Source organism: Brevibacterium spongiae (assembly GCF_026168515.1).
Lineage (GTDB): Bacteria > Actinomycetota > Actinomycetes > Actinomycetales > Brevibacteriaceae > Brevibacterium > Brevibacterium spongiae.
The window spans coordinates 4017543-4030199 of record NZ_CP093443.1; the positions used below are offsets into that span (position 1 = coordinate 4017543).

General features: G+C 67.4%; 11 protein-coding genes. All 11 read right to left on the reverse strand.

All coding sequences use genetic code 11. The features are described from left to right. Window positions 1–19 precede the first annotated feature (19 nt). Entirely contained in the window at window positions 20–1153 is a 1134-nt protein-coding gene (locus tag L1F31_RS18010) for an XdhC family protein (RefSeq protein ID WP_265418593.1), read from the reverse strand. Continuing rightward, the gene (locus tag L1F31_RS18015; RefSeq protein ID WP_265418594.1) at window positions 1150–2349 is read right to left on the reverse strand and encodes a VWA domain-containing protein; all 1200 of its coding nucleotides are present in this window, start codon (window positions 2347–2349) and stop codon (window positions 1150–1152) included. Before L1F31_RS18015 ends, L1F31_RS18010 begins: the two co-directional genes overlap by 4 nt. Further along, window positions 2346–3263: an AAA family ATPase gene (locus tag L1F31_RS18020; protein WP_265418595.1), complete on the reverse strand. Its 918-nt coding sequence runs from the start codon at window positions 3261–3263 to the stop codon at window positions 2346–2348. Before L1F31_RS18020 ends, L1F31_RS18015 begins: the two co-directional genes overlap by 4 nt. Window positions 3264–3291: 28 nt before the next feature. After that, window positions 3292–4284 carry a carbamate kinase gene (locus L1F31_RS18025; RefSeq protein ID WP_265418596.1) on the reverse strand — a complete coding sequence of 331 codons (993 nt, stop codon included), beginning with the start codon at window positions 4282–4284 and terminating at the stop codon, window positions 3292–3294. Continuing rightward, complete coding sequence (locus L1F31_RS18030; RefSeq protein WP_265418597.1) at window positions 4281–6338, reverse strand: hydantoinase B/oxoprolinase family protein; 2058 nt, start codon at window positions 6336–6338, stop codon at window positions 4281–4283. Before L1F31_RS18030 ends, L1F31_RS18025 begins: the two co-directional genes overlap by 4 nt. Then, window positions 6335–8464 (reverse strand): hydantoinase/oxoprolinase family protein, encoded by a 2130-nt coding sequence (locus L1F31_RS18035; protein WP_265418598.1) that lies wholly within the window; start codon window positions 8462–8464, stop codon window positions 6335–6337. Before L1F31_RS18035 ends, L1F31_RS18030 begins: the two co-directional genes overlap by 4 nt. A 105-nt stretch (window positions 8465–8569) precedes the next feature. Then, entirely contained in the window at window positions 8570–9424 is an 855-nt protein-coding gene (locus tag L1F31_RS18040; protein ID WP_265418599.1) for an SDR family oxidoreductase, read from the reverse strand. Then, window positions 9421–10071 carry a nucleotidyltransferase family protein gene (locus L1F31_RS18045; protein WP_265418600.1) on the reverse strand — a complete coding sequence of 217 codons (651 nt, stop codon included), beginning with the start codon at window positions 10069–10071 and terminating at the stop codon, window positions 9421–9423. The genes L1F31_RS18040 and L1F31_RS18045 overlap by 4 nt, the downstream gene beginning before the upstream one ends. A 227-nt stretch (window positions 10072–10298) precedes the next feature. Next, complete coding sequence (locus L1F31_RS18050) at window positions 10299–11033, reverse strand: ABC transporter permease (protein WP_265418601.1); 735 nt, start codon at window positions 11031–11033, stop codon at window positions 10299–10301. Further along, window positions 11030–11791: an ABC transporter ATP-binding protein gene (locus L1F31_RS18055; protein WP_429860936.1), complete on the reverse strand. Its 762-nt coding sequence runs from the start codon at window positions 11789–11791 to the stop codon at window positions 11030–11032. The genes L1F31_RS18050 and L1F31_RS18055 overlap by 4 nt, the downstream gene beginning before the upstream one ends. A gap of 165 nt (window positions 11792–11956) precedes the next feature. Continuing rightward, entirely contained in the window at window positions 11957–12592 is a 636-nt protein-coding gene (locus L1F31_RS18060; protein ID WP_265418603.1) for a TetR/AcrR family transcriptional regulator, read from the reverse strand. Window positions 12593–12657: the final 65 nt, after the last annotated feature.

A 12657-nucleotide genomic window follows, 5' to 3' on the forward strand; every position in this document is an offset into this window, starting at 1 on the left:
CCACCGGGGCAGACCGCCGTCAGCGGTGGATCGCTCCGGTGGTCACGCTCAGGGACACCCCGGTGCCCTGCGACCTCTCGGCGAGCACTTCGGCGAGGATCGAGAGCGCGGTCGCCTCTGGAGAGCGTGCGCCGAGGTCGAGGCCGATGGGACCGTGAATCCGCGCGATCTCCTCCTCGCTCGCCCCGGCCTCGAGAAGAGCCTCGGTGCGCTGGGCGTGGGTGCGCCGGCTCCCCAGCGCACCGACATAGTCGGCCGCAGACCGGACGGCCTCGAGGAGTACCGGGACGTCGAACTTGAGGTCGTGGGTGAGCACGGCAACCACGGTCGAGGCATCGATGCGACCGGCTGCGGCCTCGGCGGCGAAGTAGCGGTGAGGCCAACTGACGACGACCTCATGGGCCGCGGGGAAGCGCTCTGTGGTGGTGAACACCTGCCGGGCATCGCAGACCGTGACTCGGTAGCCGAGGAACCGGCCGAGTTCTGCCAGGGCCGCGGCATAGTCGATGGCACCGAAGATGAGCAGGCGCGGCGGAGGCGTCGAGGTGGTGACGAAAACGCGAGTGCCCGAGCCGAGGCGACGTCCCGTCTCATCGTATTCGAGGATCCCGGCGGCGCCGTCGGCGATCATCGCTCGGGCGTCGGTGGAGATGTGTTCGGTGAGGCGATCATGAGCGAAGTCACCGTGCGCTCTCCCCTCTGCGTCGAGGGCGAGAATGCGGCTCGGTCCGTCAAGTTCTGCGCCATCCTCCTCGGTGGCTCCCGGCAGCTCGAGAGCCAGTGCTGCCGCACGGGATCCGGAGACCGCCTCGAGGTAGATCCGCAGCCGGGAGACAGTGGCGGGCTCGAGGACGGGGGTGACGAGGACGTCGATCTCTCCTCCACAGGCCAGCCCGACTGCGAAAGCCTCCGCATCGCTCGTTCCGTAATGGGCCGAGGCCGCACGACCGGTGCTGAGGACCTCGAGTGCGAGTTCGTGCACGGCGGATTCGACGCACCCGCCCGAGAGGCTGCCTATGACCTGTCCGTCCGCAGCGACGGCCATCATCGCGCCCGCCGGTCGCGGCGCCGATGACCAGGTCTTCGTCACAACGGCGAGCGCTAAGTTCCGACCTGCGTCGAGCCAGGCGAGGATCGAATCGGCTTCGTTCATGCGCGCGCCTCCTGACCAGTCGCTGTCGGCACTGTGGCCACAGTCGCGGGTACGGTGGTCACAGGCCCACCGACAGCTCGCGGAAGCGCGAAGGCGCCAACGACGCCGGCGCCGTGCGCCGATGCCCGTGCCGCCATGAAGTCGGCAACCCTCTGCCACTGGGCGACGGTGGTCGCCGGAAGCACGGCCTCAGCATGTGCCGCGGCGACGGCCAGGCCCCGAGTGCGCGCTTCGAATCTTGCGCGTCCGGCGCGGGGATTGACCCAGAGGAACCGATGGCTGAGTCGGGCCAGCCGCGCGCAGGCGATGTCGAGCTCCGTACAGTCCCCGTGTTCCCAGCCGTCGCTGATGACGACGAGGGTGCTGCCGCGTACCAGGTCCTTCATCCGCCCGCTCAGAAGTTCGGTCAGAGAATCGCCGAGGCGCGTCCCGGCTCCCGCGTCGAGGACCTCATCCAACGCCGAAGCGACACCGCTGCCTCCTCGCCCGTGTCCGGCCGCAGCTCGTGGGCTCAGGTCGACTCTGGTCAGGCGGGTCCCCGCCGTGAAACAACGGGCTCCCAGCACTGCAGAGCCGCGAGCCAGGAAACGCAGCGCGGGCTCCCGCCACACCGTCATCGAGGCGGACACGTCGGCGACGAGGGTGACGGGGCGCCGGCGATAGAGACTGCGCCTCCGCGGGATGGTTGAGATCTCCTCGTTGCGGATGAGCCGACGCAGGATCCGAGGGGCATCGATGATGCCGGTGTGACCCGAGCGAGTCCGATGTGCAAGGCCGCGCGGTGGTCGGAAGACGAGGCCGTCGATGAGCGCGGCAGCTTCGCTGCCGTGTTCGAACCCGAGATCGACATGGCGCAGATGTTCGGTCCGGGCAGCTTCGGTGATCTCGCTCGCCTCCCCGCCTGCGCCCTCTGTGCTCATCTCGGGCCGGGGATATTCGACGTCGATGCTCGGCTCCTCCGCATCCTGTCTGCCTGCCAGTCCGAAGACGGCGTCGAAGATCGCATCGTGGAGGCGCAGATGTTCGGGTCGGGTGCAGGTAAGCGCCCGAGACGCGGCTCGAACCTGTTGCGGATCGAGCGGGTCGAGGCAGGCCGCGGCCGTAATAAGCGACCGCACCGCGTCCGGGTCTGCAGGCAGTCCCGCGGCCCGCAACCGGATGCCAAGGGTCAGGAAGGTGTCCGTCAGGGTCCTCACGTTCCATCCCCTCCGAATGGGCTGAGAACTGTGCGGGCGGGGGCGAGGTCGTCGGCGTCCTTGAGGACGGCGGAGATCGTCGCCGCGATCGCTGGGTCGTCGAGTTCGCCGAGGCCGAGGGCGTGCAGGGCGCGCAGCCAGTCGATGGCCTCGGCGGTGCCGGGAGGTTTGAGCAGATCGGCGCTGCGGAGTCGGTTGGCCGCAGCGATGACGGCCCGGCGCAGGGACTCGTCGGCCTCGGGGACGTGCAGGGAGAGGATCCGTGATTCAGCCTCGGCGCCGGGCTGGTCGAACCACTGGTAGAGGCAGCGCCTGCGCAGGGCGTCGTGGAGGTCGCGGGTGCGGTTCGAGGTCAGGATGACCAGCGGCGGAGTCTGCGTCGAGATCGTGCCGAGTTCGGGCACGGTGACCGACCAGTCGGCGAGCGCCTCGAGCAACAGAGCGTCGAATTCGTCGCCGGCGCGGTCGATCTCGTCGATAAGCAGCACCGGTCGCGCCTCGTCGGGCCCGAGTCCCCGCGAGTCCTCGATCGCGCGCAGGATCGGACGGGCGAGCAAGAAGGCCCGGTCGTGGAGCTCATCGTCGAGGCAGATCGCGTCGATGCGCTCCCCCGCCGAGCTGGACGCCGCCTCGATCGTGCGCACGTGGAGGATCTGCTTCGCGAAATCCCAGTCGTAGAGCGCTTGGCTGGCCTCGAGCCCGTCGTGGCACTGCAGCCGAATGAAAGAGCCGCCGGAGGCGCGGGCGAGCGCTCGAGCCAAACTCGTCTTGCCCACGCCCGGGGAGCCCTCGCACAGCAGAGGTTTGCCGAGGCGGTGGGCGAGCACACAGGTGGTCGCAAGTTCGGGTGCGACGATGTGCCCCACGCGCTCCAGCTCCTGTGCCAAAAAACGGGGATCGTCGAAGATCGTCATGGCTGCGTCGCCTCCTCCCGAGTCGAGTCTACTGATCGTCTCTGCTCTCTCGAACGTCCGCTGCCACCCGATCATCCGAGTGCGCCTGACCGTGCGAACTCACGGCGGTGCCGACTCTCCCGGTTACTGCCGAGGCGAGCTGCGAGAGCTCGGCGATGACGGCTCGTGATCCACCGTTGTCGACGAAGTCGAGCAGCGCGTCGACCTTCGGCCCCATCGAACCGGAGGCGAAGGTGCCGGTGGCACGCAGGGCTTTGAGCTCGGCTGCGGTGACGGCACCGACATCGCTCGCGTCCGGAGTGCCGAAGCCGGCGACCGCACAGGGCACATCGGTGGCGATGATGAGCAGATCCGCATCCACCGAGGCGGCGAGCTTCGCAGCGCTGAGGTCCTTGTCGATGACCGCGGATACCCCGGCACAGCCCCGGTCCGCGGGTAGGACGGGAATGCCGCCCCCGCCAGCGGCGACGACGATCCAGCCGGAGTCCGCAAGGAAGGAGATCATCGGAGTCTCGAGGATCTCGACGGGGTCCGGAGAGGCCACAACGCGACGCCACCCCTTGTCGCCGAAGTCCTTCCAGGTCTGGCCATGAGCGGTCATCTCCGCGGCGAAATCCGCATCCTGATAGGACCCGATCGGCTTGACCGGATCGGCGAACGCTGGGTCGTCGGGGTCGACGACGGTGCGGGTGACCACGGCGGCGACCCTGTTCCCCAGCCCGCGGGCTGCGAGTTCGAGTTCGAGGGCGCTGACGATCGTGAAGCCGATGGTGCCCTGGGTCTGTGCTCCGCACCAGTCGAGGCTCACGGGCGGCAGCTCGTGAGCGGAGAGTTCGTTCTTGCGCAGGATGTTGCCGACCTGCGGCCCGTTGCCGTGGGTGATGACGAGTTCGTGTCCGGCTGCGGCGAGATCGGCCAGATGCACGGCCGCGGCGGAGATCGCGCGCTGCTGGGCCGACGGAGACGGATCTCCGTCGGGCCCGGTCATCGCATTGCCGCCGAGGGCGACGAGGACCCTCACAGCCAGTCGACCGCCGCAGCTGAGGCTCCGTCGACGGAGAGCTGGGCATAGCCGGGTCCACGATCGAAGAAGGGCTCGTTCGCATCCCGGGTGGCCCGCATCTGCTCGCGCAGCTCGGTCGTGGCCGCCTCGTCGGCCTCGGCACCGTCGACTCCGGCGGCATCGGCGCCGACGGATGCGCTCGGATCGGCGGTGACGACGACTCCGTAGGACTCACGAGCGCCGGCGATGCTCACCTTGCCCCAGCTGACGTCGCGGACCACCTCGGCGATCGGACGGTCGAGGGGGTCGCCCCAGCCTCCACCGCCCGTGGTGCGGATCCGAACGACCTCACCGGCTCTGATGACCTCAGCATCGGCGAGCGCATCGATCTGACGTTCGTTCGGACCTCCCGGATCGATGGTCACTTCGAACGGCCTGCCCGCTTTTCCGCCCTTGACCCCCCAGCATGCGAGGATCGAACGGTCGGCGATCGACATGAAGTGCCCGTCGCGCAGCATCCGAATGTGCTTCTCGTAGCCGAGGCCTCCGCGGTAACGACCGGCACCGCCTGAGTCGACGGCCAGACCGAGGCGTTCGACGCGGAACGGGAACCGGGACTCGGTGAATTCGGTGGGCAGGTTCCGGGAGTCGGGGACGACGTGGATCGTGTCCTCGCCGTCGGAGTAGTAGCGTCCGCCGGAGCCTCCGCCGAGGACCTCGCGCATGAGGTAGTCCTTGCCATCGCGGTCCTTGCCGTAGACCCCGGTGTAGCGGATCGTCTCCTGGTCCGCGGGCATGCGGCCGTCCACGGCCTTCGCGACTACGCCGGCGAGGACGCCGAGGAGGCGGAGAATCACGAACGTGCGTGCGTTCGTCGGTCCGGGGAACTCGGGGGTGAGCAGGGTACCCTTCTCCGGGAAGCGCATCTCGATGAGCGGCACAATGCCCTCGTTGACGTCGAGTTCGCCCATCCGCTCGGGGGTGTCGGCGAGGTTGCGCAGGATCGGGGCGAGCCACTTCTTGAGGAAGTTTCCGCCCACATAGTCACCGCAGTGGTTGATCGGTCCCGCGGCCTGGGCGGCGGTGCCCGTGAAGTCGACGATAAGTCGCGGTCCGTCGTCCGGTCCCCCGGTCGACGTCTTCGTCAACGTGATGCGCTGGGTGTGGAGCATGGGGTCCGAGACGCCGTCGTGCTCGGCATAGTCCTCCCAGACGTACTGGCCGTCGGGGATCTTCGACAGGATCTCACGGCGGTAGATCTCAGTGGAGTTCTGCAGTATCGCGTCGAAGGCCGTTTCGACGGTCTCGACTCCGTAGCGGGTGAAGAGTTCCGAGAGACGACGAGCACCCATCAGGCAGGCCGAGCACTCGGCGTCGAGATCGGCCGACAGCGAATCCGGCATCCTGGAGTTGCGCGACATGATCCGCAGTGCGGACCTGTTCGGAACCCCTTCGGACCACAACTTGATCGGCGGGATCATGAGGCCCTCTTCGAAGACGCTCGTCGCCCCTGAGGGCATCGAACCGGGGCACGCCCCGCCGATGTCGTCGTGGTGGCCGAAGGCCTGGACGAAGCACACGACCCGTCCCTCGGCGAAGACGGGAACGGTCACGCACATGTCCGGCAGGTGGCCGATGCCACCTTCGGATTCGTAGACGTCGTTGTGGAAGAAGACATCGCCTTCGCGCATCTCCTCGATGGGGAAGTCCCGGACGACTGGGTGGACGAGTGCGGAGTACGAACGGCCGGTGAGCTTGCGCAGCTGTCGGTCGTGGATACCGGCGCGGAAGTCATGGGCATCGCGGATCATCGGGGAGCGTGAGGTGCGCGAGATCGAGGTCTCAACCTCCATCTCCACACTGGCCAGGGTGCCTTCGACGATCTCGACGATGATCGGGTCGACGCTCGACCCTTCCGCGGTGAGGCGGTTGCCGTGCTCGTAGGCAGTCGGCAGACCGGCCGAGTTGATCGGCGAGGCGGCGATGTAGTCGGCGAGCTCCTGGCCGGTCAGGGGTTCGGTGCGCAGCATCGAACCCGAATCGACGGCGCTCGTGTCGGCTGTGGTAGTCACTTGCTGTCCTCCTGACCGGTGGTGCGGGTGATGATGATGTTGGCCGCGCGATCGATGCGCGCGCTGAACTCGGGGTGCAGAGGCACCGTCGAACCGAACTCCTCGATGATCGCGGGCCCCGCGATCTCGTCACCGGCCAGCAGCTCCTCGCGCCAGTAGACCGGGGTGTCGACGAAGCCGTCGGCGGCGGCGAAGCAGACGGGGCGGTGACCGGTCTTCGCCCTCTTGTCGAGGGCGGGCGCACCGTCGGCCGAGGCGATGCTGCGAGTCTCCGGACGCGTGATCGGTCCGATGCCGGACACACGGAGGTTGACCCATTCGACGAACTGGTCGTCGGCGGCGGCGAAGTCGTAGCCGTAGAGCTTGCGGTGCTCCGCGTGGAAGGCTCGGGTCACCTCATCGGCCCATTCTCTCGTGATCGCGCCCGCCGGTGCCGGGACGCGGACCTCGAAGGCCTGGCCGAAGTAGCGCAGGTCGACCGAACGGTCGAACTGGTGCGCCGAGGCGGGGAAGCCCTCACCGTCGAGTGCGGCGGCGGCCCGGGCTGTGAGTCCCGCGAAGAGATCGGCCACCTCGGCGATGTCGAGGCGGTCGTCGCGGCAGACGTTGGTCTGCACGTAGTCGTTCTTCACGTCGACGGTGAGCAGACCGTACGCCGAGACGTTGCCTGGGTCGTGGGGGACGACAACGCCGGCGAGGTCGAGGACGTCGACGAGGGTGCAGGCGAGCAGGGAGCCGGAGCCGCCGAAGGTCGCGAGCATGAAGTCACGGACGTCGAGTCCGCGTTGGACGGAGATCTGGCGCAAGGCATTGGCCTGATTCCAGGCGGAGATCTCGAGGATGCCGGTCGCCGCCTTCTCCGCGCTCAGCTCGAGGCGTTCGGCAATCCGGGCGATGCCGGACTTCGCCGCGTCGACGTCGAGCGGTATCTCCCCACCGAGGAGGTGGGGCGGGATCCGCCCGAGGAAGACGTGGGCGTCGGTGATCGTCGGCTCGGTGCCGCCGTTGCCGTAGCAGATGGGGCCGGGATCGGCTCCCGCGGACTGGGGGCCGACCTTGAGCTGGCCCTCCGGTGTGGTCCAGGCGATGGAGCCGCCGCCGGCGCCGACGGTGACGACGTCGATCATCGGGATCTTCGAGGGGTAAGCGCCGACGGTGCCCTCGGTGGTCAGGGCCGGTTCTCCGTCGATGACGACGGTGACGTCGGTCGAGGTGCCGCCGCCGTCACAGGTGAGCACCTGGTCGAAGCCCGCTTCCCGGGCGATGAGCCCGGCGCCGAGCGCACCGGCGGCCGGCCCTGAGAGCACGGTGGTGATGGGCTGGTGGACGACCTCTTCGGCGGAGAGGACCCCGCCGTTGGACTTCATGATGTAGAAGGGCAGAGCGGAGTCCTCGCCGGCGCCGGTGTAGGCGTCGAGGCGTTCGTGGATGTTGTGCACGTACTTCGAGACCTTCGGTTTGACGGCCGCGTCGACGAGGGTGGTCATCGAACGCTCGTACTCGCGGTATTCGCGCAGCACCTCGGAGCTCAGCGAGACCGTAGCCTCGGGGTGGATCTCGGTGAGGATCTCCCGCATCCTCTGCTCATGGACTGGGTTGGCGTAGGCGTGGAGGAAGTTCACGCCCAGCGTCATCACGCCCTGATCTTTGAACCACTGGGCGACCTCGCGGGCCTGCGCCTCATCAAAGGGACGGACCTCGCCGCCTTCGAAGTCGAGGCGACCCGACACGGTCTTGACGAGGTCGGCGGGGACGATGCGATCGGGCTTGACCCAGAAATAGGAGTTGCCGTAGCCGTCGGGCACTGCCTGACGGGCGATCTCGAGGACGAACTCATAGCCTTCGGTGGTGATGAAGCCGAGACGGTCGAGCTTGCCCTCGAGCAGCTGGTTCGTCGCGACGGTCGTGCCGTGGCTGACGGCACTGATGTGCTCCGCTGAGACCGAGTCGCCGAGCATGCCCAGCACCTTATCGATGCCGTTGATGAACCCGTCGGCTGGGTTCGACGGCGTCGACGGAGTCTTCGTCGTCGTCAGTGTGCCGGTGGATTCGTCGAATGCGACGATGTCCGTGAATGTTCCGCCGGTGTCAATGCCGATGCGGATCCGTGGAGCGTGGGGCGACATCTTCGTCCTTCCAGGTCGCGTGGGATTTGTCACCATCTTTCCCGGTGCCCACGCTGACTGAACCGGCAAGAGCTGACAAACGCGAGTACGTCTGTTGGCGAGAGTTCACAACCGGCTCTCGCCGAGGCTGGTGTGCAGTTCCTCGGCGAGCACCTCATCGAGGCTGCGGGCCTCGCGCCCGAGGATCGCCGGGATCCCGGCACTGCCACAGGGCAGTCCGTAGCGGTCGTAGTAGTCGAACATCGCCGTCAGCCATGCGCGTTCACGGGCGTCAATGCCGGAATCGGCGCGGGCCTCCTGCGCCGCGGACCAGGCCGCTGGATTCGTCACCTCGATGCCCACCATCGCGCCGAGGACCTGTCCTGCGGCCCGAGCCACGTCCCCGACGCTGACGAGCTCCGGTCCGCCGAGCTCAAGGGTCGCGCCGAGGTGGTCCTCGGTCGTGAGCAGCCGCGCGGCCGCCTCACCGACATCGCGCAGACCGATGAGCCCGAAGGGAGTGTCGGCGCTGTAGGCGACACTGATGGCGGGTGGAGTCTCGCGCAGTCCGGGCAGGAGGTTCTCAATGTATGCGCAGGGTTGGACGATCGTGAAAGGCAGAGAGCTTCTGCGCACTCGGTCCTCGGCCTCGGCCTTCGCGAGGTGGTGCGGCATTGAGGGTGCGTAGGGAGCAGCTACCGAGTGATAGACGATGCGCTCGATACCTGCTCTGTGTGAGGAATCGAGGAGCATCTCGATTAGCCCGAGTTCGTCGCTGTGCAGGTTAGGGGCCATGAGGTAGGCGGCGTGACAGCCGCGCAGAGCGGCAGTGGGATCGGTCAGGTCCCTCCGCCCGAGAGGGACCGGCACATGGCCTGCGGCACTTACTGCGTCTGCGATCGCGCGCCCGGTCTTCCCGGTGCCGGAGACGATGGCAACTCTCTGTGCGTCGGGTGTTTTGGTCGAAGCGATCTGTGTCATGAGCGTGTTCCTTCCAAATGCAGTCCGAATCGGGCTGCGGTTTCCGGGGTGTCGACATCGGCTAGCCCGTCGTGGCCCGGCGGCAGCAGGTCCGCGCACTCGACGCTGGTGACGTCGCCGCTGCCCGAGTGACGCTTGAGCATGGTCCGCAGTCCCTTGTCCCCGGCCGCGACCGCGAGCGCTTCGGCGATGTGTTCGCGACCGAGGGCGACGGGGTGGCCGGGGACCGAGTTCCAGTGCGCGCGGGCGAGATTTGCGGGGGCAGTCGCATCGAGCAGGCGCCCGTATGCCTCAGCTGGGACGTCGGGCAGGTCGAGCAGTGAGATGACGACACCGGCGGCCCTGTTCGGCACCGCATTCAGCCCTGCGATCAAGGAGGTGCTCAGGCCCTGAAGGTGGTCCGAGTTTTCGACGATCCGTGCGCTGCGGGGCACCAGAAGGGACGCCTGCGCCGACATCGGGCCGAGCACGACGATGACGTCCGAGGCGAGTCCTCGTGCGGTTGCCGCCGTCAGCATCTTCTCGACCTGCGCGGTCAGCAGCGCTGTGCCGTCCGCGTACCGCAGCAGTGCCTTCGGCCCGCCCATCCGCGTACCGCTGCCGGCAGCCAGCAGAAGAAGACTCGGCGCCTGGTTTACCTGATCCATGTGCCTAGGGTGGCACCACTACCGCCGATGTGCCACTGCATATCTCACCAAAGACGGTCCCAGCCCATCGTCAGATCTCGTGGTATCGGAAGGGCGTCGCCGGGCATATTGCTTCCGGCTTAGCGGGCCGTGGCTCCATGGGCCTTCAGATGAGGTCTGGCCAGCAGACTGGCGAGCAAATAGGACGAGCTGCCTGAAGACTTAGATGACTAAAGTGCCGCCGCACCTCACGGCGTCCGACGGCGCAGGGTGAGCGAACCGACGATGACGGCGCCGACGATCCAGCAGGCGATGAAGAGCACTCTCAGCCAGATATAGACGGTGTCCTCGTCACCGGTCGACACCGCGTCCAGTGCATCGATCGCGTGCGAGAGCGGCAGCCAGTCGCCGATCACCTCGAGCACATCGGGCAGCTGATCACGCGGGAGGAAGATCCCGCCGAGCAGGATCTGCGGGAACACGAAGACGGGCATGAACTGCACGACCTGGAACTCGGTACGTGCAAAAGCGCTGGCCAGCAGGCCCAAAGCCGTACCAAGCAGCGCATCGGCGATCGCCACGACGAATAGCAGCCAGACCGGCCCTTCGATCTCCAGACCGCACACCAGGGTCGCGTAGCCGACGGCCACGGCCGTCTGCACGACGGCAAGCAGTCCGAACGCCAAGGTGTAGCCGAGGATGAAGTCACCGCGCCCCAACGGCATCGACAGCAGCCTCTCGAGCGTTCCGCTGCGGCGTTCGCGCAGGGTCGCGATGCTGGTGACGAGGAACATGACGATGAACGGGAAGAGCGCAAGCATCGCCGGCCCGATATCGGCGAACACCTCGGTCTCATCGAAGATCCACGCCACCAGGCCGATCAGGAGGCTCGGGACGATGAGCAGCAGGGCGATCGTGCGCGGATCATTCCGGATCTGGACGAGGACGCGTCCCGTTGTCGCCAGAGTGCGCATCGGGTTCATCGCCGACCTCCCTTTTCCGCGCCGCGGACCCTGCCAACGCGACCGCCTCGCGAGAGCAGATGGGTCCCCGATCGCCGGCTCCGCCCGGAAGATCCCCTTCCAGCCGTGTCCGCTTCGATGATGTCGAGGAACGCTTCTTCCGCCGAGGCGGCCCCCGTGCTGGAGAGCAGATCGCGCGGTGTCGTATCGGCGATGATCGCCCCCTCCCGCATGAGCAGCAGCCGGTCGCAGCGCGTGGCCTCATCCATGACGTGGCTCGAGACCAGCAGCGTCGTTCCCTCCTCGGCGAGGCCGCGGAAGAGGTCCCACAGATCACTGCGCAGCACAGGATCGAGACCCACGGTCGGTTCGTCGAGGACCAACAGGTCCGGGGATCCGAGCATCGCCGCGGCCAGTGACACTCGGTTGGCCTGACCTCCGGAGAGCGCCCGTGCCAGCCGATCGGCTTGCCCTGTCAGGTCCGTGCGTTCGAGGACTCGGTCGACATCGGTCTTCGGAGCGCCCTGCACTCGTGCGAAGTAGCGCAGATTCGACCGCACGCTGAGGTCGTCATAGATGCTCGCCGACTGCGTCATATAGCCGACTCGGTGGCGCAGATCTGCCGATCCGGCAGGGCGGCCCAGCACCTGGACCCGTCCGCCTGCGACGATCTGGACCCCGACGACGGCCCGCATGAGTGTCGTCTTTCCGCTGCCGCTGGGCCCCAACAGCCCGACGATCGCGCCCCTGGGCAACTCGAGGTCCAGTGAGTCGATCACTGTCTTTCGACCCCTGCGGATCGTCAGCCCTCGTGCCTCCACCGAATTATTCATCATGCGCTGAATATGACACCCGAGGGCGCTTCGGTCAAGGGTTCTCAGGGAGAGATTTCATGACTGCCGCCCCACCGCTGGTGAGGCGCAATCGTGCTGGAGCCGTTCGGCTCACTTCGCGTCGCTGACCTCATCGAAATGCCCCTGCACCGCGGGCGCCAGGCGTGCAGTGAGATCGTCGACCGGCATCGATGCCAACGGGTCGAGTTCGAGGACGTGGCGAAATATGAGTGCACCCGCCATCTGAGTGAGAACGAGCGTGGCCCGCAGATCCGCCTCAGCCTGGTCGACGCCGCTGTCCGCGATCCTCGCCGCCACCGCTCCTTTGAGCTCGCGCAGGAGAAATTGCCTGATCAGGCGCCCCGCCGCCGAGTCGCTCACCGCGGAACGCAGAACTGTCACCCCGATCGACTTCACGCTCGATCGTTCCCAGGCGCTGAGCACCGTGCGCACGAGGGACTCGCCGAGGCGGTCGTCCGATACGTCCAAGGCCGTGCGGACGATGCGGTCCGGCCGAACGGGAAGCCTGACGACCTCGGCGAAGAGACCGGCCTTCGAATCGAAGTAGTGGTGGACGAGCGCGGAGTCGACCTGGGCTCGGCGGGCGATGCTGCGCAGAGACGCCTTGTCGTAGCCCTTCTCCGCGAATTCCACCGAGGCGGCATCGGTGATCGCTGTCCGAGCGTCACTGCCGCTTTCCTTAGGTGGGCGCCCCCTCCGGCGGGGCCCCGGCTTCACATCCGCCATGCTCCCCAGAGTATCGTGTGGCCCAGTTGCAAAAGGTCTGCACAACGATCCGCCGGACGGGGCAA